The 26,300-nt window shown below is 65.7% G+C and carries 21 protein-coding genes; 12 read left to right on the top strand and 9 right to left on the bottom strand.

Translation table 11 applies throughout. The features are described from left to right. From doeA to SR882_RS00360, 3 genes are all read left to right on the top strand, one after another. Entirely contained in the window at positions 1 to 1,341 is a 1,341-nt protein-coding gene (gene doeA / locus SR882_RS00370; RefSeq protein WP_322521381.1) for an ectoine hydrolase, read from the top strand. Beyond that, positions 1,338 to 2,714, top strand: coding sequence for an NAD-dependent succinate-semialdehyde dehydrogenase (locus SR882_RS00365; protein ID WP_322521380.1), 1,377 nt, complete (start codon positions 1,338 to 1,340; stop codon positions 2,712 to 2,714). The genes doeA and SR882_RS00365 overlap by 4 nt, the downstream gene beginning before the upstream one ends. A gap of 187 nt (positions 2,715 to 2,901) precedes the next feature. Then, complete coding sequence (locus SR882_RS00360) at positions 2,902 to 3,351, top strand: Sbal_3080 family lipoprotein (protein ID WP_322521379.1); 450 nt, start codon at positions 2,902 to 2,904, stop codon at positions 3,349 to 3,351. A gap of 30 nt (positions 3,352 to 3,381) precedes the next feature. Here the strand turns inward: SR882_RS00360 and SR882_RS00355 are convergent, their stop codons facing one another. The 5 genes from SR882_RS00355 to SR882_RS00335 form a co-directional block, all read right to left on the bottom strand. Beyond that, positions 3,382 to 4,581 carry a Fic family protein gene (locus SR882_RS00355; RefSeq protein WP_322521378.1) on the bottom strand — a complete coding sequence of 400 codons (1,200 nt, stop codon included), beginning with the start codon at positions 4,579 to 4,581 and terminating at the stop codon, positions 3,382 to 3,384. 200 nt (positions 4,582 to 4,781) lie between these two features. Next, on the bottom strand, positions 4,782 to 6,224 hold the full coding sequence (locus tag SR882_RS00350; protein WP_322521377.1) for a type I restriction-modification system subunit M: 1,443 nt from the start codon (positions 6,222 to 6,224) through the stop codon (positions 4,782 to 4,784). Then, a complete protein-coding gene (locus SR882_RS00345; protein WP_322521376.1) occupies positions 6,224 to 7,135 on the bottom strand; it encodes a DUF5655 domain-containing protein in 912 nt (303 codons plus the stop codon). Before SR882_RS00345 ends, SR882_RS00350 begins: the two co-directional genes overlap by 1 nt. After that, positions 7,132 to 8,622: a restriction endonuclease subunit S gene (locus tag SR882_RS00340; protein ID WP_322521375.1), complete on the bottom strand. Its 1,491-nt coding sequence runs from the start codon at positions 8,620 to 8,622 to the stop codon at positions 7,132 to 7,134. The genes SR882_RS00345 and SR882_RS00340 overlap by 4 nt, the downstream gene beginning before the upstream one ends. Beyond that, positions 8,619 to 11,381: a type I restriction endonuclease subunit R gene (locus tag SR882_RS00335; RefSeq protein ID WP_322521374.1), complete on the bottom strand. Its 2,763-nt coding sequence runs from the start codon at positions 11,379 to 11,381 to the stop codon at positions 8,619 to 8,621. The genes SR882_RS00340 and SR882_RS00335 overlap by 4 nt, the downstream gene beginning before the upstream one ends. A 452-nt stretch (positions 11,382 to 11,833) precedes the next feature. On the opposite strand from SR882_RS00335, the gene SR882_RS00330 reads away from it, so the two are divergent. After that, the gene (locus SR882_RS00330) at positions 11,834 to 13,078 is read left to right on the top strand and encodes an MFS transporter (protein WP_322521373.1); all 1,245 of its coding nucleotides are present in this window, start codon (positions 11,834 to 11,836) and stop codon (positions 13,076 to 13,078) included. A 96-nt stretch (positions 13,079 to 13,174) separates the two neighbouring features. Here the strand turns inward: SR882_RS00330 and SR882_RS00325 are convergent, their stop codons facing one another. Beyond that, complete coding sequence (locus SR882_RS00325) at positions 13,175 to 15,340, bottom strand: transporter substrate-binding domain-containing diguanylate cyclase (RefSeq protein ID WP_322521372.1); 2,166 nt, start codon at positions 15,338 to 15,340, stop codon at positions 13,175 to 13,177. 175 nt (positions 15,341 to 15,515) lie between these two features. After that, positions 15,516 to 17,642: an ATP-dependent DNA helicase RecG gene (recG, locus tag SR882_RS00320; RefSeq protein ID WP_322521371.1), complete on the bottom strand. Its 2,127-nt coding sequence runs from the start codon at positions 17,640 to 17,642 to the stop codon at positions 15,516 to 15,518. A 90-nt stretch (positions 17,643 to 17,732) separates the two neighbouring features. On the opposite strand from recG, the gene SR882_RS00315 reads away from it, so the two are divergent. From SR882_RS00315 to SR882_RS00305, 3 genes are all read left to right on the top strand, one after another. Continuing rightward, on the top strand, positions 17,733 to 18,962 hold the full coding sequence (locus SR882_RS00315; protein ID WP_322521370.1) for a c-type cytochrome: 1,230 nt from the start codon (positions 17,733 to 17,735) through the stop codon (positions 18,960 to 18,962). A 214-nt stretch (positions 18,963 to 19,176) separates the two neighbouring features. Beyond that, positions 19,177 to 19,779, top strand: coding sequence for an ABC transporter ATP-binding protein (locus SR882_RS00310; RefSeq protein ID WP_322521369.1), 603 nt, complete (start codon positions 19,177 to 19,179; stop codon positions 19,777 to 19,779). After that, complete coding sequence (locus SR882_RS00305) at positions 19,766 to 20,566, top strand: ABC transporter permease (protein WP_322521368.1); 801 nt, start codon at positions 19,766 to 19,768, stop codon at positions 20,564 to 20,566. Before SR882_RS00310 ends, SR882_RS00305 begins: the two co-directional genes overlap by 14 nt. 197 nt (positions 20,567 to 20,763) lie before the next feature. On the opposite strand, the gene SR882_RS00300 is transcribed toward SR882_RS00305, so the two are convergent. After that, positions 20,764 to 21,102 carry a c-type cytochrome gene (locus SR882_RS00300; protein WP_322521367.1) on the bottom strand — a complete coding sequence of 113 codons (339 nt, stop codon included), beginning with the start codon at positions 21,100 to 21,102 and terminating at the stop codon, positions 20,764 to 20,766. Positions 21,103 to 21,335: 233 nt separating this feature from the next. After that, the gene (locus SR882_RS00295; protein ID WP_322521366.1) at positions 21,336 to 22,004 is read right to left on the bottom strand and encodes an energy-coupling factor ABC transporter permease; all 669 of its coding nucleotides are present in this window, start codon (positions 22,002 to 22,004) and stop codon (positions 21,336 to 21,338) included. Positions 22,005 to 22,152: 148 nt separating this feature from the next. Between SR882_RS00295 and SR882_RS00290 the strand changes: the two genes are divergently transcribed. From SR882_RS00290 to glnL, 5 genes are all read left to right on the top strand, one after another. Further along, positions 22,153 to 22,569, top strand: coding sequence for a SirB2 family protein (locus SR882_RS00290; RefSeq protein WP_322521365.1), 417 nt, complete (start codon positions 22,153 to 22,155; stop codon positions 22,567 to 22,569). Then, positions 22,566 to 23,063, top strand: coding sequence for a 5-(carboxyamino)imidazole ribonucleotide mutase (gene purE, locus SR882_RS00285; RefSeq protein ID WP_322521364.1), 498 nt, complete (start codon positions 22,566 to 22,568; stop codon positions 23,061 to 23,063). Before SR882_RS00290 ends, purE begins: the two co-directional genes overlap by 4 nt. A 4-nt stretch (positions 23,064 to 23,067) precedes the next feature. Further along, a complete protein-coding gene (locus tag SR882_RS00280) occupies positions 23,068 to 24,261 on the top strand; it encodes a 5-(carboxyamino)imidazole ribonucleotide synthase (RefSeq protein ID WP_322521363.1) in 1,194 nt (397 codons plus the stop codon). A 67-nt stretch (positions 24,262 to 24,328) separates the two neighbouring features. Continuing rightward, entirely contained in the window at positions 24,329 to 24,973 is a 645-nt protein-coding gene (locus SR882_RS00275; protein WP_322521362.1) for a DUF4124 domain-containing protein, read from the top strand. 213 nt (positions 24,974 to 25,186) lie between these two features. Next, positions 25,187 to 26,293 carry a nitrogen regulation protein NR(II) gene (glnL, locus tag SR882_RS00270; RefSeq protein WP_322521361.1) on the top strand — a complete coding sequence of 369 codons (1,107 nt, stop codon included), beginning with the start codon at positions 25,187 to 25,189 and terminating at the stop codon, positions 26,291 to 26,293. Positions 26,294 to 26,300: the final 7 nt, after the last annotated feature.

The raw sequence follows: 26,300 nt of genomic DNA, 5'->3' as shown, positions 1-26,300 counted from the left end.
ATGCGACAACGTGACGACATGACCTTCCCGATGGAGGAGTACGAGCGCCGGCTCGGCGAGTTGCGCATGCGCATGGCCGAGCGGCTGCTCGACGCGGTGATCATCACCGACCCCGAGAACCTGATGTACCTGACCGACTACCAGACGACCGGGTACTCGTTCTTCCAGGCGCTGGTGGTGCCGCTCGACGACAAGCCGTTCATGATCACGCGCACCATGGAGGAATCCAACGTCCATGCGCGCACCTGGGTGGAGATCACCCGGCCGTATCCGGACACCGGTGACGCCATCCAGATGCTGGTCTCCTCGTTGAAGGAGTTCGGTCTGGCGAACAAGTACATCGGTTACGAGCGCAACAGCTACTTCTTCCCCGCCTACCAGCAGGACGCGCTGCACACCACGCTGACCGGGGCGAAGCTGCTGGACTGCTTCGGCATCGTCGAGTGCGGCCGGCGCACCAAGTCCAAGCATGAGATCGAGATCATGCGTCGCGCGGCCGTCGCCACCGAGGCCGGCATGAAGGCCGGGCTCGAGGCCTGCAAGGCCGGGGTGACCGAGAACGAGATCGGCGCCGAGGTCTGCGCGGCGATGTTCCGAGCCGGCGGCGAACCGCCTGCCGTGCTGCCCTACGTCACCTCCGGGCCGCGCACCATGATCGGTCACGCCACCTGGGAAGGGCGCGTGGTCAAGCCGGGCGAGCACGTCTTCCTCGAGGTGGCCGGCTGCTACCGCCGCTACCACACCGCCATGATGCGCACCGCCGTGCTGGGCGAACCCACCGACCTGATGTGGAAGGCCCAGGAGCGCATGAAGGAGGCCCTCGAGCGGGTCAAGGGGCTGATTCGTCCGGGCGTCACCGTCTCGGATGCCGACAACCTGGTCCGCTCGATCATGACGGTGGACGACGCCCACGGGAAGCTGATCACCCGCTCGGGGTATTCGATCGGTATCGCCTTCCCGCCCAGCTGGGACGAGGGCTACATCCTGAGCCTGATGCACGGCGACAAGACCGTGCTGCGCGAGGGCATGACCTTCCACATCATCCCCTGGGCCTGGGGCGTGGACGGCGACAAGACCTGCGGCATCTCCGACACCATCTACATCACCAAGGACGGCTGCGAGTCGTTCTTCGACATGGAGCAGGACTTCACCGTCAAGCGCGAGGAGGCCAAGCGCGAGATCCCGGACGAGCCGCCGGTGATCGAATTGCTCGCGGCCGAGAGCGGCAAGCGCCAGGAGGCGTCCCAGGGGGAATCCGAGGCCAAATCCGGGGCCAAATCCTCGGCCAAGTCCCACGGCAAGCACGACCACAAGAAATCCAAGGAGTCGCGCGCCTCATGAGCCAGACCGTCATCAACCCGACCACGGGCAAGACCCTGCACGACTTTCCGGTGATGGACCCGGCCCAGCGCGACGCCGTGCTCGAGCGCAGTGACGTCGCCTACCGCGACTGGCGCAAGACCAGCTTTGCCGAGCGCGCCGACCTGCTGCGGCGCGTGGCGGCGGTGATGCGCGAGGATCGCGAGCGCCTGGCCCTGCTGATGACCGACGAGATGGGCAAGCCGATTCGCGAGGCGCGTGGTGAGGTCGACAAGGCCGCCTGGTGCGCTGAGCACTACGCCGATCATGCCGAGGAGTACCTCGCCAGCGAAATGCTGGGTTCGGATGCCACGGTCAGCTACGTCCAATACCTGCCGATCGGCACCGTGCTGGGCATCCTGCCGTGGAACGCGCCGTTCTGGCTCGCCTTTCGCTTCGCCGCGCCGGCGTTGATGGCCGGCAACACCTGCGTGATGAAGCACGACGCCCACGTGCCGGCCTGCGCCGCGGGCATCGCCGAGTCGTTCGAGAAGGCCGGCTGCCCGCAGGGCGTATTCCAGAACCTGCCGCTGGAGACCGAAGACATCCAGGGGGCGATCGAGACCGAGTGCGTGCGTGCCGTGTCCTTTACCGGCTCCGATCGCGCCGGCGCCATCGTCGCGGCCACGGCCGCCCGGCAGATCAAGCCGGCCGTGCTGGAGCTGGGCGGTTCCGACCCGGTGATCGTGCTGGCGGACGCCGATCTCGAGGCCGCCGCCGACACCGTGGTGCTCTCGCGCATCATCAACGCCGGCCAGTCCTGCATCGCCGCCAAGCGCATCATCATCGAGGAGTCCATCTACGAGCGCTTCCTCGACATGATGAAAACCCGCCTCGAGAAACTGACCATGGGCGACCCGCGCGAGGAGAGCACCGACGTGGGCCCGATCGCTCGCGCGGATCTCCGCGACGGGCTGCATCGCCAGGTGCAGGCGAGCATCGAGGCCGGCGCGCGCTGCCTGATGGGCGGCGAGATGCCCGAGGGCGACGGTTTCTTCTACCCGGTCACCCTTCTCGCCGACGTCGACGACACCATGGTCGCCTTCTGCGAGGAAACCTTCGGTCCCATCGCCGTGGCCATGTCCGCGCGTGACGCCGACCATGCCCTCGAGATCGCCAACAGCACCCAGTACGGGCTGGGGGCGGCCGTCTGGACCGGCGACACCGCGAAGGCCATCCACATGGCCCGCGACCTCGAGGTCGGCCAGGTCTCCGTCAACGGCATCGTCAAGACCGACCCGCGCCTGCCCAGCGGCGGCGTCAAGCGCTCCGGCTACGGCCGTGAACTCGGTCCGCATGGCATCAAGATGTTCGTTAATGCCCAGCAGGTGTGGGTGGGGCCGAAGACCGGCTAGCCTGAAGCGGACAGCTGGAAGCTTGAAGAGAGGCCAGCGTGCCGAGTGGGGGTGACCCCGCCGGGGCGCTGGCCTTTTGTTTTTGTGACCAACCGAGCCGGGTGCGCACCCGGCCTTTCAACCATGCGATCATGCGCATTCGGGGTGCAATGCCCCACAGGGAACAACCACTGACCAAGGAGGTGTCATGTCACCGCAAGCGAAACTCGTTGCCGGCCTCGGCCTGCTGCTCGGACTGAGCGGCTGCTCCATTACCCAGACCGTCGAGCCCGTCGCCGACAACGACATCGAGCGCATCTGCGTCGAACACAATCCCGACGTGCTGATGGACGGCTTCGAACCGGCCGTCTGCGAACTGATCGAGGAGCAGGGCCTGTACACCGAGGTGTATCGCGGCGAGCGCCCGGTCGGCTGCTCCCACTTCCTCGAATACACCGCCAATTGGCGCTGGGACATGGCGATGTACCTGTCCTATGCCGATCTCAAGGTGTTTGGGCAGGATGGGCTTGAAGGGCGTGCGACCTACGATGCTCGGAATGGTGGTGGGCGCATGGACAAGTTTGGGTCGACGCGGAGCAAGATTGAGCCGTTGGTTGAGGAGATGTTTGGTGGTGCGGGAGTGACGAATCAGGATTGAGGGAACAGAGCCGCGTTTGTTTGCGCTTGTTCATGGGGCGGTCTCGGGCTGACCTCCGTTTTCGCCCGTGGGCATTTCGGTGCCTTCGGCCAGGATATCGATGTAGCGTTTGTAGGCGAAGCGGCGGTTACGCCGGCCTTGGCTTGTTTGCTGAAGTAAGCCGGCCTCGGCGAAGGTGGCTATCAGGGTATTGGCCTTGCCGTAACTGACGCCGAGGATGCGTTGCACGTCCTTCACCATTACGACGGGTTGCTGCATGAGATGTCGTAGCAACCTAAAGCCCTCCTGCCCGGCGTTCGCGGCGATGAGGCGGTCGATGTCGTTATGCTCCAGCTGTTGAAGGCGTTTGGTGGTGCTCACCACCTGTTCGGAAACCGTCACCACCCCTTCGAGGAAGAAGGCGACCCAGGCCTCGAAGTTGCCGCTATTACGGACCTGCATTAGACGGTCGTAATACTCCTGCTGATGGGTCTTTAGGTAGGCGGAGAGGTACAACATGGGCTCGTCCAGCACTCCGCGCCAGACAAGAAAGAAGGTAATCAGCAGGCGTCCGAGACGGCCATTGCCGTCGTTGAAGGGGTGGATGGTTTCGAACTGATAGTGAATCAAGGCGCACTGCAGCAGGACGGGGCAATCGTCTTCGACGTAGAGGTATTTCTCTAGGTTGTCGAGTGCATCCTTCATGGAGTCTGGTGGCGGTGGAATGAATCGTGCCGTTCGGAGGTTGGTGCCGCCGATCCAATTCTGTCCGGTGCGGAACTCCCCCGGTGTCAGCGCTGGCTTGCCACCGCGTACTTGCTGCATGAGCACACCGTGGATTTCCCGGAGCAATCGCAGGGACATGGGGAACTCGTCGTCAATCAGTCGGCGCAGGCCATAGCGCATCGCCTTGACGTAATTGACCACCTCGCCCACGTCAGCCGTGGGTATGTGTTCCTCGTCGGCCCCGAGTACGTCGGTGAGGGAGGATTGGGTTCCCTCGATCTGAGAGGAGAGTAGGGCCTCCTTTTGGATGAACATCGCGACGAAAAGATCGGGATTCGGCAGGACGCTTGCAATGGTGTTGATTGCGCCCAGAGCGCGGTCTGCGTCGGAGAGCAGCATCGCCAACTCCCCTTCGAGCTTCACTGGAGGAGTGGGCGGCAGTGTCGCCGGGAAGAACGCACGGTAGCCGGTCGGGGTCTGTCGATAGATGCCACAGCGTGTCATTTTTGGTGGAGCCTGAATCATGTTGCCTTAACACGCTCTTCTATAGCACAAAAGAGAAATATGGAAGCGCCTGGGGTGGTATGTTTTCAAATTATGGAATATGGCCCCGGTTTTTCTCCCTTGTTTTCCCCGGCTCCAGGCATGCGCTTAGGTTGATGCGCGCCTGAATTGCATCGCGGCCTGCCCTGGTTCCTCGATAGCGAGTCATGCGAGAGCTGGGGTCAACCCGGATCCTCTGCCAGCTCGGCGCTGACGCTGCGGAACTGTTCCAGCGCGGCTTCCAGGTTCTCGACGATTTCCGTGGCCAGTACGTCGGGGGCGGGGAGGCTGTCGATGTCTTCCAGGCTGTCGTCCTTGAGCCAGAAGATGTCGAGGTTGAGCTTGTCGCGCTGGGCCAGTTCTTCGTAGGTGAAGCGGCGGAAGCGTTCGGTTTCCTTGCGCTCGTGGTAGCAGCGGACGAAGTCGTCCAGGTCGCTGTCGGTCAGCTTCTTGGTCTTGAGCGTCTTGTGGACGTTGGTGCGGTAGTCGTAGACCCACAGCTCCTTGGTCTGCACCTCGCGTGAGGCGGGGCGCTTGTCGAAGAACAGCACGTTCGCCTTCACGCCGGGGCTATACCAGATGCCGGTAGGCAGGCGCAGCAGGGTGTGGAAGTTGAAGCCTTCCAGCAGCCGCTTGCGGATGCCCTCGCCTGCGCGGCCGGCCTCGAACAGGACATTGTCCGGCAGCACCACGCCGGATCGGCCCTGGGTGTCGAGGATGGTCATGATGTGCTGCAGGAAGTTGAACTGCTTGTTCGAGGTGGTGAACTTGAAATCCTCGCGCTCGTAATTCTCCCGCTCCGTGCTGACCGAGCCGTCTTCGCCCACCACCTTGTAGCTGGATTTCTTGCCGAAGGGCGGGTTGGTCAGCACCACGTCGAAGCGCTCGCCGTTGTCCCCGGCGAGCGCATCGCGCTGGAGCACCGGGCTGCCGCCGTTGCCGATGCCGTGCAGGTAGAGGTTCATGGCACACAAGCGCACCACCTCGTCGACGATGTCCACGCCGGTGAATGCCGAGTGACGCAGATCGCGCAGCTTTTCGCGGTCCTGGCTCTGCGTTTTCATGTGTTCGAAGGCGGTCAGCAGAAACCCACCGGTGCCGCAGGCCGGGTCGCAGACGGTCTCGCCGATCTTCGGCTCGACACAGCGGACAATGGCCTCGATCACCGGCCGCGGGGTGAAGTACTGCCCGGCGCCGGATTTCACCTCCGAGGCGTTGCGCTCCAGCAATCCCTCGTAGATCTCGCCCTTCACGTCCACCTGCAGACCGATCCACGGGCCCTCCTTGTCGATCAGGCCGACCACGCGCTTGAGCTTGGCCGGATCGGAGAGCTTGTTCTGCGACTTGCGGAAGATGGTGCCGATTAGCCCCGGTTCGCTGGCCAGCGCCTCCAGCGTATGGCGATATTGCAGTTCCAGCTCATCGCCCTCCTTGCTGGCCAGTTTCGTCCAGTTCCACTCCGGCGGGATGGCCGAGCCCTCGCCCAGAAACTCCTCGCGCTCCTGGTCCATCTTCAGGAACAGCAGATAGGTGATCTGCTCGATGTAGTCGCCGTAGGAAATGCCCTGGTCGCGCAGGACATGGGCATAGTTCCAGACCTTGGAGACCAGTTGCTCGTTGCTCATCAGGAGGCCTCGTAGGATTGTTCGATCAGTGCTTTCGCGCGCTCGAGGTCGTCGTGGGATGTCAGGCTCACTTCCAGGTCGCCGGTGCCGTAATGGCCGACGTGGCGCACGTCGCGGGTAAAGCCGTCTTCCAGCTCCACCGTGTCGGGGTCGAGCTTCAGGTACAGCCGCACCAGGTTGAGCGTGGTCTTGACCTCCACGCAGGCGAAGTTCTTGATCCGGCGGAAGGCCACGTAGAAGCGCAGGGTCTTCTGGGTGACATCGTCCCCCAGCCCCATCAGGAAGTGCTCCACGTCGGCATAGAGATTGGCCAGTTCGCCGTCCGCGCCGGCGATCATCTCCGAGACGGTCTTGTACTTGTGCGGCTTGCTGTTGCCGGCAGCGTCAACCGTCACGCCGGATGACGTGCCGGCCGAGACCGCCGTCAGCAGCTCCAGCAACAGCAGGTCGCCAGCAAAGCGGCGGTAGCGGATCAGCTCGATGTTCCGGCCCATCTGCTTGACGGCGTGGATGTCGTACTTGGTGAAATCCGCGGCAATGCAGATCAGGCGCGGCGCGTTCCATTCCACCTGGTCGGCGACCTCCTTGCCGTAGCGGTCCCGCACCAGCAGCTCGAAGTCGCCGCGATGGTCCATCAGCCAGTCCAGGTAGAACAGGCCCTGGTTGATCACGTTCTCGGAGCGGTCGCGCTTGTACTCGATGATCACCGGCGAGCCGTTCTCGTCCAGCCCCAGCGTGTCCATGCGCCCGCCGTGGGTGGTGGCGTACTCGGAGGCCAGGAAGCGCACGCCCAGCAGGGTCTCGAGGTTCTGCTCGAACTGCGTCTGCAGGCCGCGCTCCAGCGGCGTGGGGGTGTTGCCCAGCTCGGTCAGCGTCTTGCCGGCGGACTGGAACAGCTTGAGATCACTCATGCGCGGGTCTTCCTGCGGCTGGGTTTCGTTGGGGCGGCCTCGCGGGCGGCGCGGATGCGGACGAGCAATTCGGCTGCGGGATCGTCGTCGGGGTCCTGCGGCACCAGCCGGCCGGCAAAGGCGTCCTTGAGAATGGACTGCTGCAGGGCGGCGGAGCGGGTGAGTTCGGTTTGGCGCGCATCCTCGACTTGCTGGATTTCGCTGAGCTTCTCATTGACTCGCGTCATCATTTCCGCCTGTTCTTCGAGCGGCGGTAGGGGGATTGCCACCGACCGTAATTGCTCAAAGCTCAGGTGAGGGCGGCCTGCTCCATAAATGAATTTTTCCAGTTGGTCGCGCCCAGCCCCCTTGCTGGCAAGAAACATTTCCAGGAAGCGACTCAGTGTTCTCTCGGCAGGACGGAGTAAGGCAACGCTCTGGCATACGTAATGACGCCTTTCATCGCTAGGGAAACGACATACGTCTCCGGTGTTCGCGCCGACGATCGTGATGAGAATGTCATCTTTTCGGGTTTCGCTCCGAATTGCATCAGGGCTATCGGCAGGAGGGTCAACTCGAAACTTCTCGGAAAGATCAAATCTCATCGGGCGCACATTCTGAGCCATGATGAAGACACCTTCGCCTCGGCCGTAATACTTTTTCCAGCCTCGCGAGCCACTGGTCAGATGAGTCAAAAGCGCATCTAGCGATGTCCATACCCACCCCTCAGGTAGTTCGGGTAGGTCGGTGGTGTCGGGCGTGTCGGGTTCCTTGTATGTACCGCGGCCCTGCCAGTTCTCGCGGCGGGTCTGCAGGATGCGCTCCAGCAGGTCGCGGCCGTGTTCGAGGCGGTGGGCGTTCTCGGCGCGCCAGTCGGCGGTCAGTTCGCCGGTGACGGCGGCCTTCAGTACGGACTGGCGATAGCGTGCCAGCAGCGCCTGCACCTCGCGCAGCGCCGCCTCGCCCTGGTCCAGCCGGGCGAACAGGGTCTCGATCTTTTCGACAATGCGGCGTTGTTCGTTGAGAGGGGCTACCGGAACCGAAACTTTTTTGAGTCGGTCAGTATCGATACTCGCTACCGTAGTGCCGTGCTTGGCGCAATCCTTGAGAATGCGGTAGTTCTGCGCGCGCAGATACCAAGTCAAAAAGTCCGGATTTATTTCATCAAAAGTCGTGAGCGTTTTTAGGTCCTGATTGACGGCCACGGCGCACTCGGTAACCGCCACAGGGAAGGTGTGCGCCAATATGCCGGATCTTGTAACCATCAGGATTGAATTGGAAGGAATCAGCTTTGCGGAAGACTGGTCGATGGCGTCTTCCGTGACTGAGTCCGCGGCTCCGCGGACGCGGCCAAACTTCATGTCTTTCGGTGAAACCCAAGGGATAGTGCCATGCGTCCAGAAGGACTTGTTCGCCTTGGATGGAGTCCCGCCCCCGGACCAAGTGCCTAATTCCCCCAAGCTGGCCTCGCTCCAATTGAGAGGTAGGACGGATTGATTATTTGTCACGCCACCAACGCCTCTTGCAGCTCATCCAGCATCTCGTTCAGCCCGTCGCCCAGTACCTTGCGGGCGCGCAGGATACCGCCCTTGTCGGTCAATGCGGGTGCTTCCATGAAATCGCGCGGGGTTATCTCGGCATTGGCGGTCAGGTAGGCGGCAATGGCGCGCAGCCATTCGATCTGCTCGGGGCCGTAGTCGCGGCCAGCCTTCTTCTCCCGGCCCAGCCAGAGGTTGAAGCGGCGTTCCACCGCGGTGCTGAAGGGTTCCAGGCTGTCGGTCTGGCCCAGCGCGAAGCGCACCAGGCTGACGACTTCGGTCAGCTGTTCGTCCACCGGCGCGCCGCGCACTCGGGCGGCCTCGAGCCGCTTGTAGGCCTGCCAGACATTGGCGACCGCCAGGTGCGGCGGGCGCTCTGTCATGGCGTTCACCAGCTCGCGGATGGTGGCATAGGTGAGGTGCTGGTGGCCGAGCGGTTGGTTGTAGAGGATCTGCAGGGCGGTGAGTTCGTCGCGGTTGTCGTCGATGAACTGCTTGAAACTGGTGATGGTCTCGCGCGCCTTTTGTTCGTCGAAGCCCGCGCCGGTGATCTCGTCGGGGGTGAGTTCGTCGATGACGATCTCGCTTTTCTGCTTGATGTCCTTGAGCCGCTGGCGCACGTCGGGCTTGTCGAAGGGGCGGCAGGCCTCGTCCATCAGCCCGTCGATGACTTGTTGTTCCTGTTCCGGGGTGGGCGCGGGGCCGACGCGTTCGGTGATGGCGGCCTGCTGGCGGTCGGGTTCGATGGCATCGAGTAGCGTGTTGGCCAGATCGCGCGGGGTCTGGCCGCCGGTGGTCTCGGCCACGCGGGAGCGATCGTCGTCGGAAAGCTTGCGATCGAGGGCGGCCAGCCGGCCGGCGAGCGAGGACAGGGCGTCCTCGTCGCGACGGCCCATGGCGATCTGCTCGAGCAGCTTGTCGAAGCTGATGCCGTGCTTGCGTTCCAGTGGCTGGCTGGCGTTCTTCTTGGTCTCGGAGACGCCCACGGCGTCGATCAGGATAAAGCGGGTCTTGGTCTTGGCATCCGGGGTGACGGCCCGCAGGTCGGCCTCGGGAATCGTGCGCACGCCGCGGCCTTTCATCTGCTCGTAGTAGCCCTCGGACTTGACGTCGCGCATGAAGAACAGCACCTCGACCGGCTTGATGTCGGTACCGGTGGCGACCATGTCGACGGTAACGGCGATGCGCGGGAAGGGATCGACGCGGAAGGCCTTGATCAGTGCCTTGGGATCCTCGCCGGTGTTGCGGTAGGTGATCTTCTTGGCGAAGTCGTTGCCCTCGCCGAAGACCTCGCGCACGGCGTGGACGATCTCCTCGGCGTGGTTGTCGTCCTTGGCGAAGATCAGGGTCTTGGGCAGCCACTCGCCCGTGCGGTCGGGGAACAGCTCGGTGAAGACGCGCTCGCGGTAGGTGCGAAGGACGGTGCGGATCTGGTTGGGGTTGACGACGGAACGGTCCAACTCTCGCGCGGTGTATTCCAGGTCGGCGTCGAGGGTCTCGTAGCGCAGCTGGCGGGTGCGCCGGTCACGCACCGGCACCTGGAAGCCGGCATCGCCCGTTTCCATCTTGCCGCCCTGTTCGGTGACGCGGGTGCGGATACGGTAGACCTCGTAGCCGACGTTGACGCCGTCGGCGACCGAGCGCTCGTAGGGGTATTCGGCCACCAGGTTCTGGTTGAAAAAACCGAGGGTGTGCTTCGACGGCGTGGCGGTCAGGCCGATGAGATGGGCGTCGAAGTATTCCAGCACCTGGCGCCAGAGGCCGTAGATCGAGCGGTGACATTCGTCGGTGACGATGAAGTCGAAGGTCTCGATCGGGATGTCGGGGTTGTAGGCCACCGGTAGCGGGTCGTGCCCGTTATCGGACCATTGCTCGAAGGCGGAGATTTCCTCGGTTTCCTCGTCCAGTTCCCGGCCGCGCAGCATGGAGTAGAGCCGCTGGATGGTGGTGATGACCACCTTGGCGTCCGGGTCGATGCGATGGCCGTGCAGGTGCTGAACGATGTAGGTGTCGGTGAAGCGGTTGGCCGTGCCCACCGGCTGGAAGTTCTGGAACTCCTTGAGGGTTTGGTCGCCGAGGTTGTTGCGGTCCACCAGGAACAGGATGCGCTTCGCGCCGGCATGCTTGATCAGCCGGTACGAGAAGGAGCAGGCGGTGAATGTCTTTCCCGCGCCGGTGGCGAGCTGGATCAGCGCCCGGGGGCGGTCTTCGGCCAGTGACCGTTCCAGCCCCTCGATGGCCTCGACCTGGCAGTCACGCAGGCCGCGGAAGTCCAGTGGCGGCATGTTTCGCAGCCGTTCGCGCAACGTGTCGGGTTCGCGTAGCCAGTCGTGCAGGGTCTCGGGGCGGTGGAAGGCGAACAGCCGGCGCGAGCGTGGCTTGGGGTCGTGCAGGTTGCGAAAGAAGGTTTCCTCGCCGGTGCTTTCGTAGTCGTAGACGAGCAGGTCGTCCCAGCGGGCCAGGTGCTCGGGCAGGGCGGTCATGTACTTCGCCGACTGCTCGGCGACGGCGCTGAGGGTAATGCCGGCCTTCTTCGCCTCGATCACCCCGGCCGCCTTGCCCTCGATGAACAGCAGATAGTCGGTGAATCCGGCGGGCAGCGAAAACTCGCGCACGGCCACGCCGAGGGCCGCATTCCGGTCAAAGGCATCGCGATCTTGAATGATCCAACCGGCCTCCGTGAGCAGTTGGTCGATTTTCTCTCTTGCCTGTTCTTCCGGCAGTTGCATGGGGATCTCGCTTTCTGGCCACCCGCTGGGCCGTCCTTGTGAGGGTGGCGGGGCTGCATGCCCGAACGGCACATCGGTGCTTGCCCCGGCCACTAGCTGGCTATCCGATGCTATCAGGTTGCGGAGGAGTCCACCCTTGTGCGGAAAGGGCCGGCCAAACCCTTTCGGCAAGGCGAAGGGGAATTCCGAGTCTCGTAACCCGGTACAGGTAGCAATTTTTCGTGGTGCCAGCGCAGGGCTGGGCACTTGCCGTTGGCGCGTCTCGCTTGCAGGACAAGCTCCCACAACGAAAACGGATACTCAGTCACGCAAGCCAGGGTTCCTGTTTGAACCCGGCGAGATCGCGGCCTAGGCTCTAAGCTTTCTGCATTGTTTGGTGTGCGACAGGGCGGCCGGCGGGCCGACATTCTCGTTTCGAGCAAGGCGGGGCAGACATGACGTTTCCTCCCAGCATGAGATTCGCGCTGTTCGGCGCCGGGCTGATCGCGATCACCTACGGGCTGGCGCGCTTCGCCTTCGGTCTGTTCGTGCCGCCGATCCGCGCCGAACTGGGACTCACGCCGGAAGTGGTCGGCATCATCGGTGCGTTGCCGCTGATCAGCTTTATTCTCGCGTCGGTGGTCGCGCCGATCCTCGCCGTACGGTTGGGGGCGCGCTACACGGCGATGCTGTCCGGCACCGTCGGTGCCAGTGGCTTGCTGGTAATCAGTCAGTCCCCCGACGCGCTGTCGTTGGGCATCGGGGTGTTCGCTTGTGGTATCGCCACCGGCCTGATGATGCCGGCGTTGTCGGGCGCCATGCAGGCGGTGGTCGAGCGCTCGATGCAGGGGCGCGTCAGCTCGATCATGAATGCGGGCACCAGCATCGGCGTGGTCGTTGCTGTGCCGGCGGTGCTGATCCTGGCCGATGCCTGGCGGCTCGCCTACGGATCCTTTGCCGTGCTGGCCGTCATCGGCGTGGCGGTCACGTGGCGCGTCATCCCCTCGGTGTCGCGCTTCACGCCGTCGGATGCCACGCCGCCACCGCCGATCAGCAGCCTGCAGTGGTGGCGTCTTGGGCGGCTCTCGGTGTTTGCCTTCCTGATGGGCTTCGTCTCCGCCGCCTACTGGATCTTCGCACCGGATCTCGTGGTCACCCTGGGTGAGTTGCCGCCGGCGGCGACCGGCTGGCTGTGGCTGGCGGTCGGCGTGGCCGGGCTCGGCGGGGCGATGGTGGCCGACGTGGCCGATCGCAACAACCCGCCCATCACGCAGGCCCTGATGCTGATGATGCTGGCCACGAGCATCGCGTTGCTCGCGGCCAGTCCGAGCAACGTGTTTCTTGCGGCCTTTTCCGCGCTGGTCTTCGGCCTGGCCTACATGAGCCTGACGGGGCTCTACTTGATGACGGGCATCCGTCTGTTGCCGGGCCGCCTGTCCATGGGGCCGGTGCTGCCGTTCATCGCGGTGTCGCTGGGGCAGGCGATCGGCTCGCCGGTTGTCGGCATGCTGGTCAACGCATTCGGCTACGCCGAGGCATTTGCGATGTTCGCCGCGATTGGCGTCGTGATCGCCATCCTGTCGCCCCTGTACCCGCGCACGATCGGCGAAGAGGCCGAGGAGGAGGCCGAAGGCCAGACCGGCCTGCAGGCCGCCTACGATTACCAGCTTCAGGGCGCGGATGACGAGCCGGTCACGCGAGACGCCAAGAACTCCTGACCCGCAAGGCACCTGGGCGCGGGGCGGGCAGAGGTCAGTGCGAACCTCGTCTGCCTGGACGGCGGCGGTCAGCAGGTGGCGATTCGTTGCCGGCGGTTACCGGAACGCCACCGTGTTGCGCCCTTGGCCCTTGGCGTCGTAGAGGGCGTCATCGGCGCGCTTGACCAGGGTGTCGGGGGTGTCGCCCGGCCGGTAGAGGCTCGCGCCAATGCTGGTGGTGACCCGGCCGGCCTCGGTGAATGAGGTCGATTCGATGGCGTGGCGCAGCTTCTCGGTGAAGGCCGTCAGCGTGGGCTTGTCGGCGTGCGGGGCGATGATCAGGAATTCCTCGCCGCCCCAGCGTCCGAGGATGTCGGTCTGGCGGCAGTTGCGGCGCAGTACGTCGACGAACTCGCGCAGGATGGCGTCACCGCTGCGGTGGCCGAAGCGGTCGTTGATGGCCTTGAAGTGATCGATGTCGAGGATGATCACGCCGAAGGCATCGCCGTACCGGTTGGCCTTGCGCGCCTCTTCCCCGAGGACCTGGTCGAGCCGGTGGCGGTTGTACACCCCGGTGAGCTTGTCCGTGACGGCCAGCCGTTCGGTCTGTCGGTAGGCGGCCTCGAGCTGGCGCTTGAGGCTGACCTGCTTGAGATAGACGAGCCCGCCGGCGAGCAGCAGCAGGACGAAGACGGCGCTGACCTGCCAGAGCAGGGTGTAGTCCACCCGCTGGTCGTAGCGCACGGAGATCCACTTGTTGTTGATGTCCCGGCGCTGTTCCTCGGTGATGCTGGCGACGGCCTTTTCCATGATGCCGTGCAGCATCGGCCGATCCTTGCGCACGGCCACGCCCATGTCCCAGGACTTGCCGGAATCGCCTGTGATGCGCAGCTCGCCGCTGTATTCGGTCTGCAGCTTGTAGCCGATGGTGGCCAGCGTGCCGATGTAGCCGAACACCTCGTCGCTGCGCACCATCGCCAGGCCGGCGTCGATGTCGGTCACCTCGATCAGGTCGAGGTCGGGGTAGTCGTCGCGCAGCAGCTCGGCGAAGGCGTACAGCGCCGGGATGGCGATCCGGCGTCCGCTCAGGTCGCCCAGGTCATTGATGAAGGCGACGTCGGCCTTGGTGGCGACCACCAGCGGGGTTTCGATGTAGCTGTCGGTGAACTCGGCGTAGGTCTCGCGCTCGGGGGTGCGCATGGCGAGGCTGAACATCTCGCAACGCCCGGCCTTCAGCGCCTCGACCGATTCCGACCAGGTCTTGACCGGCAGGGGGCGAAAGTCCACGCCCAGTGCTTGCTCGAACAGGGCGAAGTAGTCGGCGCTGATGCCGTGGTGCCGGCCGTGCTCGTCGAAGCGCTCGAAGGGCATCCAGTTCGGGTCGATGCAGATGTCGATCTGGCCCGCCTCGTCGAGATAGGCGCGCTCGGCCTCGGTCAGCTCAATGGCCGCTGTTCGCTCCTGAGGCGCGCCCTCGCCGCGCACCCCCAGCCACCGTCCGGTCAAGGTGCCCCACTCGGCCGGGGTGATCGCATCCAGGCCCTTCTGCATGATCGAGTGCAGTTCGGGCTTGTCCGGCGTGATGCCGAAGCGCAGGTCTTCCGCGCCCACGCCGGGCAGCGACAACTCGCCGGCGATGCGGATGTTGGTGTAGGCGCGGCGCTTGATGACCTCATTGATATTGGTGAGGTTCTGCACCAGCGCGTCGATCTCGCCCAGCACCAGCGCGCGGGTCATTTCCTGGTAGGTGCCGTAGTGCCGCAGGTCCATCCCGCCGGCGGCCTCCAGGTCATTCACGTAGAAGATGTCGTCGATCACCCCGACCTTGTGCCCGGCGAGATCCGCGATGTCCGCGTAGTCGCCGAAGTCGTCGCGGACGAAGACGAAGATCGGCAGCTCGTAGTACGGCTCGGTGAACAGCGTGAAGGCGGTGCGATCCTCGTCGTAGGAGATGCCGGAGATCATGTCGACCTCGCCCTCGCGGAAGCGACGGAACGAGTCGCCCCAGATGCCGAAGGTCTTCTCGAAGGTGAGCCCGGTCTTGCTGGCGATCAGGTGCAGGACGTCGTGTTCGAAGCCGTTGCCCGAGCCATCGCCGACGATGGTGAACGGCGGGTGCTCGACCATCATGGCGATCGAGACGGTCGGGTGTGCTTCGAGGAATGCCTTTTCGTCGGCATTGAGGGTCACGGCCGATGCGCCCTGGGGAGTTGCGCCTTGGGCAATCACGGGGGCGATCAACAGGAACCAGGTCCCGAGTAGAGAAAGGCAGAGTCGCTTCATTGCCGGCGCGTGGTTCCGTCAGTGCCTGGGCGGGCTGGTGTGCCGACCGTCGTCGTCGGATGGCGTGTTCGTCGTCGCGGTTCAACCGGGGGCGGTCAGTGTGGCCCGGATCGGGGTATAAGGAAAAACTGTATGTCAGCGGCCGGATGCGGGCAAGGGTTGGGTTCGGATGGTGCTATACCTGTCCGTATTGCCCCGCCGCGCCGACCCATCGGGCGATCAGCGGGTTGACCGACTCGGGGAAGCGCTCGAGCAATTCGTCGGCCAGTTGCCCCGCCTCCTCGAGCTTGCCCTGATCTTCCTGCAGGTTGGCGATCTTGAGTTTGGCGATGCCGGCCTGGCGGGTGCCCAGCACCTCGCCCGGGCCGCGCTGTTCGAGGTCGGCCTCGGCGAGGCGAAAGCCGTCCTCGGTCTCGCGCATCAGCCCGAGGCGGGCCCGGGCGCGGTCACTCAGCGGCTCGTCGAACAGCAGCACGCAGTGACTGGCCGTCGCGCCGCGCCCGACCCGGCCACGCAACTGGTGCAGCTGGGCCAGGCCCATGCGCTCGGCGTTCTCGATGATCATCAGCGAAGCGTTGGGCACGTCGACGCCCACCTCGATCACCGTGGTCGCGACCAGCAGGTGATAGTCGCCGGTCTTGAAGCGGGCCATCTCGCGCTGCTTTTCGGCGGCCGACATCCGCCCGTGCACCATGCCGATGGTCAGGTGCGCCAATTCCTCGCCCAGCATGGCGAAGGTGGACTCGGCGGCCTGCGCCTCGATCTGGCCTTCCTCGATCAGCGGGCAGACCCAGTACGCCTGACGGCCCTCGGCGCACACCTGGCTGATGCGCTCGATCACCTCGCCGCGTCGATCCGAACGCACCACCACGGTGGTCACCGGGGTGCGCCCCGGCGGCAGCTCGTCGATGATCGAGACGTCGAGGTCGGCGAATTGCGTCATGGCCAGGGTGCGCGGGATGGGGGTGGCGGTCATGATCAGCTGGTGCGGTCGGCGCGCGCCTCCGTCCTGGCTCGCGCCCTTGTCGGTCAGCGCGAGGCGCTGATGGACGCCGAAGCGGTGCTGCTCGTCGACGATCACCAGCCCCAGTTGATGAAAGGCCACCGATTCTTGGAACAGGGCGTGGGTGCCGATCACGATCTGGGCGCGGCCGTCGGCCAGTGTTGCCAGCCCCTCGCGGCGCTGGGCGGCCGATTGCTGGCCGCTCAACAGCAATACCGACAGCCCCAGCGGCTCGAACCACTGTGCAAAGTTGCGCGCGTGCTGCTCGGCGAGCAGGGCGGTGGGCGCCATCAGGGCGACCTGGTAGCCGGCGTCGATCACGTCCAGCGCGGCGGCCGCGGCCACCAGGGTCTTGCCCGAACCGACGTCGCCCTGCACCAGCCGCAGCATCGGCAGGCGCTGGGCCAGGTCCGTCTTGATCTCGCCGATCACCCGCTGCTGCGCGCCGGTGGGCGCGAAGCCCAGCTGGCCGAGCAATGCGTCGAACAGGTGCTCGCGTGGCGGGATGGCCGGGGCGGCGACCTGGCGGGTGACGGCGCGGCGCTGGCGCAGCGCGAGGATGTGGGTGGCCAGCTCCTCGGTGATCAGGCGTTGGAGGGCCGGCTCGGTCCGCTCCGGCACGCCGTCGTTGCGTTTGGGCAGGTGGATGCGCTGCAGCGCCTTCATCAAAGACGGCCAGTCGCGCGCCTCGCGGATGGCGCCGGGCAGCGGGTCGCGCAGGTCGCGCACGGCCACTTCCAGAGCCGCCTCGACCAGCTGGCGCAGCTTGGGCTGGGCGACGCCCTCGGTGGCCGGGTACACCGGGCGAATCTGGCCGATCTGATTGGGCGCGACCAGCTCGGGCTGGGCCATCTCCAGGCCGTGCGGCCCATGCTGCAACTCGCCGAACAGCAGATAGGTCCGCCCGGCCTGCGGGGTGGGGCCGAAACGGCCGAAGAACCAGACGGTCAGGGGCATCGGGCCGGACGGCCCCTCGCCCACGGCCTGGCAGACCAGGCGTGCCTTGCCGCGAAACAGCGGCCGTACCTCGGTGATGCGCACCTCGAACAGGGCCGCTTCGTGGAGGTGTTCCGGCGAGAGCGGTTGCTTGGTCCCGCGGTCCTCGTAGCGCAATGGCTGGTGCCAGAGCAGGTCCTCGACCGTCTCGATGTGCAGGCGGGCGAGTTTTTCGGCCACCTTCGGGCCGACGCCGGGCAGTTCCGCCACGGGCGACGAAAGCCCCGGGGGCGGCTTTCTGACGCGCCCCGAGGTGGTGGCCCTGCTGGATGTGCGGTTTTTTTTCGGTGCGGGGGGAGACATGCGGGCGCCGGTTCTGTCAAACGAGGATTTTTGCCGATATACTACGCGCCGTTGCGCATGCTAAAACGATAAAGATTCTGGAGGACTCTCGTGGCTCAACATACCCCCAAGGTCGATCCGATGTCGAAGCTGGTTGGCTTCGTCTCGGCGCTGGTCCTGCTTGCCGCCGTGTTCTATCTCGTGAACGCGCTCTTCAACACCGCGGAAGAGAACGCGCTGGAAGGGCAGGTGGTCGAGAAGCCGGCAAGCAAGGAAGAGGAAACCAAGACTGCCTCGGCAGACGAGAAAACGCAGTCGGGTGGTGGCGAGACGTCTTCTGGCGGTTCCGGTGGCGACATTGCTGCCGGCAAGGAAAAGTACGCTTCCTGTGCCGCGTGTCACGGTGCGGACGGCAAGGGCCAGGGCGGCGCCTTCCCGGTGCTGACCGGCATCCCGGCTGACGAGGCCGAGAAAAAGCTCGCTGCCTACCGCGATGGCGACCAGGAATACCTGAAGTCGGTCGGCCTGGGTGACCGTTACGGCACCATGGCGCCGAACGCGGCCAATCTCTCCGACGAGGACATTGCTGACCTGGCCGCCTTCATCGGCGACGAGTTCGGTGGTGGCGCCGGTGGTGCGGCTGACGGTGGCGACAGCGCTGGCGGCAACGGCGGCGGTGCGGTTGACGGTGACGTCGCGGCCGGCAAGCAGGCTTACGCCTCCTGTGCGGCCTGCCACGGTGCCGACGGCAACGGCCAGGGCGGTGCCTTCCCGGTGCTGACCGAGATGGACGCAGCCGACGTGCAGAAGAAGCTGACCGCCTACCGTGAAGGCGATCAGGACTACCTGAAGTCGGTCGGCCTGGGCGGTCGTTACGGCACCATGGCGCCGAACGCGGCGAACCTCTCGGACGAGCAGATCGCCAACCTGTCGGTCTACATTGCCGACGAGTTCGGTGGCACCAACGGCGGCGGTGACGCGGCTGGTGGTGATCAGGCCAAGTCCGAGGGCGGCGACACCGCCAAGGAAGAGAAGCCGGCCGAGCCGCGTATCGTCAGCGAGTCGGTCATCAACCGCGGTGCGGCGCTGTACTCCTCCTGCGCCATCTGCCACGGCGCCGAAGGCGAGGGTGGCGAGCTGTTCAACGCGCCCAAGCTGGCCGGTACTGGCATGGACCAGACCATCTCTCTGCTGAAGATCTACCGCAAGGGCCAGGAGATGGGTCCGAATTCCTATGCCATGATCCCGCAGGCCACGAACCTGACCGATGACGACATCACGGCGCTGGGTGCCTACATCGCGGTCATGGACGAGGAAAATGAAGGTGCCGCGGCTGAGTAAGGTCGCCACCTAGGCCGACGCTTCGGCCTGATCGCAGAAACGACGCCGGCCCTCAGGGCCGGCGTTTTGTTTGCGGGGTGCGTGGCTGTTCACCGTGCGGCCGGTTGGCCGGAGCGGTCGTGCTCGGGCTTGCTCGCGCACGCCTCGCTGCCACGGTGAGACGAGTTTGCCGCCCCCGGCCGATCGGGGGCGTGTTTTTCGACGGGGGAATCGCATGTTGTTCGAGGTGAAGGAGCTGTGCGGGCCAAACGTGCCGCGGGTCTCGTTCGCGCTTGCCGCCGGCGAGGTGCTGCCGGTGCGGGGTGAGTCGGGCGTGGGCAAGAGCCAGATGCTGCGCGCGCTGGCCGATCTGTCCCCGCACGAGGGCGAGATCAGCCTGGGGGGCGTCGAGCAGCAATCCATCCCGGCGACCGACTGGCGCCGCCAGGTGGCGCTGGTGCCGGCGGAATCCGGCTGGTGGGCCGACACGGTGGCCGAACACTTTCCCTCCCCGCCATCCGAGACCTGGTGGGAACGCCTGCGGCTGCGGGCGGCGTTGTGGGAATCACCGGTCGAGCGGCTGTCCTCCGGTGAGCGTCAGCGACTGGCGGTATTGCGCGCGCTCGCACTCAAGCCGCGCGTGTTGTTGCTCGACGAGCCGACCGCGAATCTCGATCGCGACAACGCCGAGGCGATGGCGGGGCTGCTGCTCGACTACCTGCGCGATCAGGGTGCCGCGGCGGTATGGATCAGTCACGATCCCCGCGAGATCGACGCCCACGGTGATCGGTGGCTGGAAATGACACCTGAGGGAGGGGTGCTGCATGGAACTGTATAGCCTGACCCCGTTCGATCTCGCCCTGGCGGCCGGGCTGGTGCTGGCGCTGGGCGTGGTGCAGGTGCTGCTGGGGCTGGGCCTGTTCCGCACCCTGGCGCTCAACAGCGTGCGGATGGTGCTGCAGCTGCTGCTGGTGGGCGTGATCCTCGAGGCGGTGTTCGATGCGGCGACCCTGCCGTGGATCGCGCTGATTGCCATGGTGATGATGGCGCTGGCCGGCTACGAGGTGGTCGCCCGGCAGAAGCGCGCGATCCGGGGCTGGCACGGTTACGGCATCGGCCTGGCGGCGATGAGCGCCACCGCGCTGATCGTCACCGTGCTGGCGTTGACCTTCGTGATCGAGACCGACCCCTGGTACACCCCGCAATACGCCATCCCCCTGCTGGGCATGATCCTGGGCAACACCATGACCGGCATCGGCCTGGCCCTGAACAACCTCACGCAGACGGCCTGGCAGAGCCGCCGCGAGATCGAGGCCCGGCTGGTGCTGGGGCATACGGTGCGCGAGGCGACCGCCGAGCTGCGCTCGGACTCGATGCGTGCCGGGTTGATCCCCACGCTCAACATGCTGGCCGCGGCCGGCGTGATCAGCCTGCCGGGGATGATGACCGGCCAGATCCTCGCCGGCACGCCGCCGATCGAGGCGGTCAAATACCAGATCCTGATTATCTTCCTGATCACGGCGGCGACGGGCTTTGGCTCACTGGTGGCGGTGCAGCTGGGCGCGCGCCGCCTTTTTGATGCGCGTGATCGCCTGCGGCTCGACCGCCTGCGCAGCGGGCGCTGACAACGTCCCTGTGCCCCGTTTGTCGAGCGCCTGGTTTGCCCCGGGCTGCCCCGGGCTGCCCCGGGCTGCCCCGGTTTGCCCCGGTTTGCCCCGGGCCGTCGGGTGAGGCTCGGCCTGACCGCGCCCATGTGATTTGTCATCGGCCACAAAAAAACCCGGACCGAGTGGTCCGGGTTGGTCGTGTCGGGCGCGGGACCTTAGAGGGTCTCGATGTAGGCGCCCAGGTTCTCCATGTCGCCGTCGGACAGGCCGGCCGCGTTCGGGGCCATGATGGCGAAGTTCGAGCCGCCGAGGTCGCCCATTTCCTTGAGGGCGTCCTGGTTGCCGTTCTTGTAGTGGCCCAGCGCGGTGACGATGTGGTCAGCGCTCTTGCCGGCCAGTGCCGGGAACATGCCCTGGCCCTGGGCCTGCTGACCGTGGCAGGAGGCGCAGCTCTGCTCGTAGAGCTTCTTGCCGGCCTTGACGTCGGCGGCCATGGCCTGCGCGGAGGCAGCGGCCAAACCCGAGGCGAAAGCGATCGCGATCAGTTTTTTCATGAGGAACTCCTGAGATCTCGTGTCATTGAATTACCCGAGCTCACTCCTGCTCGGCTGGGGCTTGGTTAGCAGGTTCCATGCCACCCGCGCGCGGCTCGGCGTTCTTTCATAAACAAACGCTTACCCGAGTTCAGTTCGACTGATGGCGGCGGCCGGAGTTGCATCTTGCAAATGGGCGACGTCAGGACGCAATCCCCGGCCTTGCCGTTGCGGGCCGCCCGGCGGGTCTCGAGTCACCGGCCGTCGATGTAATGGTGGTCGTCGAAGGAGATCACCAGTTGCGGGCTGACCAGAGCCAGGGCCGTCATGAGCATGCCGTTGATTACCCCTTCGGGGAAGGCGATCAGCGGCAGGATGCGCAGGTAGTTGTTCCAGATGATGTCGGCGTCGTACAGCCCCAACGCCATCATCAGCAACGCGGTGCCCCCGCCGTGGACCAGCATGCCCAGCACCGCGGAGAGGAACACGCCGATAAACAGGTAGATGAAGAAATTCGGCGGCAGGAAACGCTGTGAGGCGCGCGTGATGCCGTAGGTGATCGCCGCGGGCAGGGCGGCGCTCAGCAGAAACGTCCAGCTGGCGATCGCCAGGCCCTGGCCGAACAGCAGTGCGGAGAGAATGGCCGCAATCAGGCCGGCGATCAGGGTCAGCTCCAGCCCGATGACCAGCGTCACCGTCGCCGCGCCGAGAAAGTGCAGGGTCAGCCCCGGCATCAGGGTGGCCGAGAGCGTCCACATGCCCGTCAGGAAGATCACCGCCAGCAGCACCAGGTGGGTGCGCATCGGCTCGGCGCGCAGGGCCGGCCAGGGCGCGGTGCGCACCGCCCAGATCAGGCTGGCAATGGCCAGCAGCCAGCCGATCGCGCCAATCGGCAGAGAGACCAGGTGGTTGGGTAGCTGCATGGCGTCACCTCCTGTCGCTGGTGCCTGGTGGGGACCTCAGTGTAGCGACCTTGGGGGGTGGGCGCCGATGATTTATGCTTTGGCCCTTTCCGCATCTAGGGTTCGCTCCCTTGCGGTCACACGGACACATCAATCGGGAAGATACTCCATGGCCAACGCCTCCCTCTGGATTCACCTGCATGCCCTGGCGGCCGTGCTCTCGCTCACCGGTTTCGTCGTACGCGGTGTCTGGATGCTCGCCGGCTCGCCGATGCTGAAAAAGAAGTGGGTGAAGATCACCCCGCACGTGGTCGACACCGTGCTGCTGGTCAGCGCCCTGGTCGCCGCCTGGCTGCTGTTCTGGGGTAATGGCGTCCACCCCGACTTCCTCACCGTCAAGATCGTCGGCCTGATCGTCTACATCGGCCTGGGCCTGGTAGCGATGCGCTTCGGCAAGACCCGTGGCCTGCGCGCCAGTGCCTGGGTGCTGGCCATCCTGGTCTTCCTGTATGTCGCTGCCGTGGGCGTGGCCAACACGCACCCGCAATTGCAGGACGTCCTGCCCGCCATGGTGACGGGCGTATGAGTGCCCAACCGCTGGTCGGCGTGATCATGGGCTCGCAGTCGGACTGGGAGACGATGATCCACGCCTGCGAAACCCTCGAGGCGCTGGGTATTCCCTTCGAGAAAGACGTGGTCTCCGCGCACCGCACCCCCGACAAGCTGTTCGACTACGCCGACGCGGCCGTCGGCCGGGGGTTGAAGGTGATCATCGCCGGGGCCGGCGGCGCGGCGCACCTGCCGGGCATGGTCGCGGCCAAGACGCGGTTGCCGGTGCTGGGCGTGCCGGTGCAGTCCAAGGCGTTGTCGGGGATGGACTCGCTGCTGTCGATCGTGCAGATGCCGGCCGGCGTGCCGGTGGGCACGCTCGCCATCGGCCGCTCCGGCGCGATCAACGCCGCGTTGCTGGCCGCCGCGACCTTGGCGACCCACGACGAAGCGCTGGCCGAGCGACTGGATGCCTGGCGCGAGCGCCAGACCCAGGCGGTGCTCGACAAGCCCGAGCCGGGCGAGGCCTGAGCCGATGGGCGGCGGTCAGAATCAGTGCGAGGTGCCGCGCGTCGAGGGACGCACCGGCGAGCCGGCCGGGCTGCACATCGGCGTAATCGGCGGTGGCCAGCTCGGCCAGATGCTGGGCCTGGCCGGGGTGGCGATGGGGCATCGCTTTACCTTCCTCGACCCGGCGATGGAGCCGCCGGCCGCCTCGGTCGGCCGCCACCTGCGTGCCGAGTTCGACGATGCCGAGGCGCTCGAACGACTGGCCGTGGAGTGTGACCTGGTCACGCTCGAGTTCGAGAACGTGCCGCAGGCCTCCGCCGAGCGGATCGCCGCGCGCAATTGCCTGATGCCCAATCCGCAGGCGCTTGCCGTGGCGCAGGATCGCGTCGAGGAAAAGCAGTTCTTCGAGGGACTGGGCCTGTCGGTCGCGCCGTGGGTGCAGGTCGATTCGGTGCGCGACATTGTCCAGGGCGTGGCGCATCTGGGTGGCGCCTCGATCCTCAAGACCCGGCGCTTCGGTTACGACGGCAAGGGCCAGGTGCGACTGGCCGATCCCGCCCATGCCGCCCACGAGGGCGGCCCGGGCAATCCCGGCGAGGCCGCTTCCGCCTGGGAGGCGCTGGCAGGCGCCCCGGCGGTACTGGAGAAGATGCTCGAATTCGAGCGCGAGGTCTCGATCGTCGCCGTGCGCGGCCGCAATGGCGAGGCCCGCGTCTACCCGCTGGTGACCAACGAGCATCGCCACGGCATCCTCTGGCAGACCACTGCCCACACCGGCGACCCGTTGCAGGCGGATGCCGAACGCGCCGCCAGGCTGGTGATGGACAAGCTCGACTACGTCGGTGTGCTGGCGATCGAGTTCTTCGTCGTCGATGGCCGGCTGGTGATCAACGAGATGGCGCCGCGCGTGCACAACAGCGGTCACTGGAGCCTGGGCGGGGCGCGCACCTCGCAGTTCGAGAACCACATCCGCGCGGTGATCGGCTGGCCGCTGGGCGAGACCGACCCGCTCGGCGAGGTGGCGATGCTCAACCTGGTCGGCAGTCTGCCCGACCCGGCGGCGGTGCTGGCGGTGCCGGGGACCCATTGGCACGATTACGGCAAGACCCCGCGTCCGGGACGCAAGCTCGGCCACGTCACGGTCACCGCGCCGGATCGCAACGCGCTCGAGTCCCGGCTCGACCGCCTGCGCGCCATGATCCGACCGCCCGGGGAATAATCCCGGGGCATCACCTCGGGTCGCCACCCCGGGTCGTCATCTGCCACCACTCATCGAGGGAATGCCCATGCGAGTCGTCAACGGAAGATCGCCGCATCGCATCCACCTGCTCTGGCCACTGCTGCTGGTGCTGGCCCCGCCCCTGTCGGCCGCCAAGATCTACCAGTACACCAACAGTGCCGGCGAGACGGTGTTCACCGACGAGCCGGTCGAGGGCGCGACCGTCCACGAGGTCGAGGACGCCCCGGTCATTCCCATGACGCCGGTGGATGTCCCCGAACCACGCCAGGGCGATGCCGGCTCGACGGACCGGTCCGCACCGTCCGCCGACGCCCCCCGCAACACCGCGACCGGGGCGGGCGAAGCGTCGGGCACGACGACCGGCGGGGAGGCGGCGTCGCGCGAGGCGGGCGACGAACCCGCCGGCTACCAGCACCTGAGCATCGTCGAACCCGCCGATGGCGAGGTGGCCAGTCGTCTGCATGGCAGCATCACGGTCGAACTGGTGATGCAGCCGAACCTGCGGAGTGGCGACCGCATACGCATCCTGGTCGACGGCGAGGCGCGCGTGCGCGACTCCACCGGCCGGCGGCATCTGCTCAACGGGCTGGCGCCCGGCGCGCACGAATTGGTCGCGCAGATCCATCGCGACGGCGAGGTGATCAAGGAGAGTGCGCCGGTGCGCTTTCAATTGATGACGTCCTCCCAATAACGGTGCGGTCGTCTATTCTCATGCACTGACCTGGTGCAATTGTTGACTTGCCGAACGGGCCGGCCCGGGCTGGCGGTCAAGGCAAACCCCGTCACCATGCGATCCGTCATGGTTTTCCCGCCGGTTCTCGGCCGGGCACGCTAATTGCACCAAAATCGTCAGCCGCCCGGCAGGCCTGGCCTGTCGATCGTTTCGCGCCCGGTGGAGCAGTGCATGAATCCGAGATCCGAGCCCCGGCTTGCCGACACCCTCAACACCGCGATCGTGGTGCTCGACGAACGCAACCGGCCGATCTATCTCAATTCGGCCGCCGAGCAGTTCTTGGGCACCAGCTACACCGCGGCGTTGAAGTCCGGATTCGACGCCGTTTTCGAGGCCAACCCGCTGCTGGTCGAGACCATCCGCGAGGCGCTGTCCACCAGCCAGGTGGTGACGTTGCGCGAGGTAGAGCTGGTGCTGGCCCACGAGCTGGTTCGGGTTGCCGATTGCGCCATCACGCCGCGTCCCGAGTACCCCGGCGCGCGGGTGATGCTCGAGCTCAACGACATCGAGCGCCACCTGCGCATCTCCCGCGATGCGCGCATCAACTCCCTGCAGATGACCACGCGGCAGATGATGCGCGGGCTGGCCCACGAACTGAAGAATCCGCTCGGCGGGCTGCGCGGTGCCGCCCAATTGCTCGAGCGCGAACTGCCCGACGAGCGCCTGACCGAGTACACCCGCATCATCCTGCAGGAGACCGATCGCCTGCGCGGGCTGATCGATCGCATGCTCGGGCCGATCGACCGGCCGGACTGCCACTGGGTAAACGTTCACGAACCGCTCGAGCAGGTCCGCCAGCTGTTGCGGATCGAGGCGGGCGACAAGCCGCTCGACTGGCAGCTGGATTACGACCCGTCGATCCCGAACGTCTGGGCTGATCGCGACCAGCTGGTCCAGGTGCTGCTCAATCTCGCCCGCAATGCCGTCCAGGCCATGCGCGAGGGCAACACGCCCGAGCCGCGGCTGACCTTCCGCACCCGCGTGCTGCGCCAGTTCACCATCCATGGCAAGCGCCATCGACTGGCCGTGCGTATCGACGTCGAGGACAACGGGCCCGGTGTGCCCGATGACCTGGTCGAGACCCTGTTCCTGCCCATGGTCAGCGGCCGCGCCGGTGGCAGCGGGCTGGGGTTGTCGCTGGCCCAGACCATCGCCGAGCGCCACCAGGGCATGATCGAGTTCGTGCCCAAGCGCGGCCTGACACGGTTTTCCCTGATCCTGCCCATCCATCCCGACGACTCGCAGGATGAGGCGTCATCCGATTCTTCGAACGAGTGATCCAGCC

The sequence above is a fragment of the Guyparkeria halophila genome, from assembly GCF_034479635.1.
GTDB lineage: Bacteria > Pseudomonadota > Gammaproteobacteria > Halothiobacillales > Halothiobacillaceae > Guyparkeria > Guyparkeria halophila.
Note: the sequence above shows the minus strand (reverse complement) of the source record. Positions and strands in the feature narration are given on the sequence as shown.

Excerpts from the sequence above, each read along its gene's own strand:
- SR882_RS00300 (WP_322521367.1), bottom strand. The coding sequence starts at position 21,102 with ATGAAAAAACTGATCGCGATCGCTTTCGCCTCGGGTTTGGCCGCTGCC.
- SR882_RS00305 (WP_322521368.1), top strand. The coding sequence starts at position 19,766 with ATGGAACTGTATAGCCTGACCCCGTTCGATCTCGCCCTGGCGGCCGGG.
- SR882_RS00345 (WP_322521376.1), bottom strand. The coding sequence starts at position 7,135 with ATGAGTGATCTCAAGCTGTTCCAGTCCGCCGGCAAGACGCTGACCGAG.
- SR882_RS00280 (WP_322521363.1), top strand. The coding sequence starts at position 23,068 with ATGGGCGGCGGTCAGAATCAGTGCGAGGTGCCGCGCGTCGAGGGACGC.
- SR882_RS00330 (WP_322521373.1), top strand. The coding sequence starts at position 11,834 with ATGAGATTCGCGCTGTTCGGCGCCGGGCTGATCGCGATCACCTACGGG.
- SR882_RS00360 (WP_322521379.1), top strand. The coding sequence starts at position 2,902 with ATGTCACCGCAAGCGAAACTCGTTGCCGGCCTCGGCCTGCTGCTCGGA.
- SR882_RS00335 (WP_322521374.1), bottom strand. The coding sequence starts at position 11,381 with ATGCAACTGCCGGAAGAACAGGCAAGAGAGAAAATCGACCAACTGCTC.
- SR882_RS00350 (WP_322521377.1), bottom strand. The coding sequence starts at position 6,224 with ATGAGCAACGAGCAACTGGTCTCCAAGGTCTGGAACTATGCCCATGTC.
- doeA (WP_322521381.1), top strand. The coding sequence starts at position 1 with ATGCGACAACGTGACGACATGACCTTCCCGATGGAGGAGTACGAGCGC.
- SR882_RS00365 (WP_322521380.1), top strand. The coding sequence starts at position 1,338 with ATGAGCCAGACCGTCATCAACCCGACCACGGGCAAGACCCTGCACGAC.
- glnL (WP_322521361.1), top strand. The coding sequence starts at position 25,187 with ATGAATCCGAGATCCGAGCCCCGGCTTGCCGACACCCTCAACACCGCG.
- SR882_RS00355 (WP_322521378.1), bottom strand. The coding sequence starts at position 4,581 with ATGATTCAGGCTCCACCAAAAATGACACGCTGTGGCATCTATCGACAG.
- SR882_RS00310 (WP_322521369.1), top strand. The coding sequence starts at position 19,177 with ATGTTGTTCGAGGTGAAGGAGCTGTGCGGGCCAAACGTGCCGCGGGTC.
- SR882_RS00325 (WP_322521372.1), bottom strand. The coding sequence starts at position 15,340 with ATGAAGCGACTCTGCCTTTCTCTACTCGGGACCTGGTTCCTGTTGATC.
- recG (WP_322521371.1), bottom strand. The coding sequence starts at position 17,642 with ATGTCTCCCCCCGCACCGAAAAAAAACCGCACATCCAGCAGGGCCACC.
- purE (WP_322521364.1), top strand. The coding sequence starts at position 22,566 with ATGAGTGCCCAACCGCTGGTCGGCGTGATCATGGGCTCGCAGTCGGAC.
- SR882_RS00290 (WP_322521365.1), top strand. The coding sequence starts at position 22,153 with ATGGCCAACGCCTCCCTCTGGATTCACCTGCATGCCCTGGCGGCCGTG.
- SR882_RS00275 (WP_322521362.1), top strand. The coding sequence starts at position 24,329 with ATGCGAGTCGTCAACGGAAGATCGCCGCATCGCATCCACCTGCTCTGG.
- SR882_RS00295 (WP_322521366.1), bottom strand. The coding sequence starts at position 22,004 with ATGCAGCTACCCAACCACCTGGTCTCTCTGCCGATTGGCGCGATCGGC.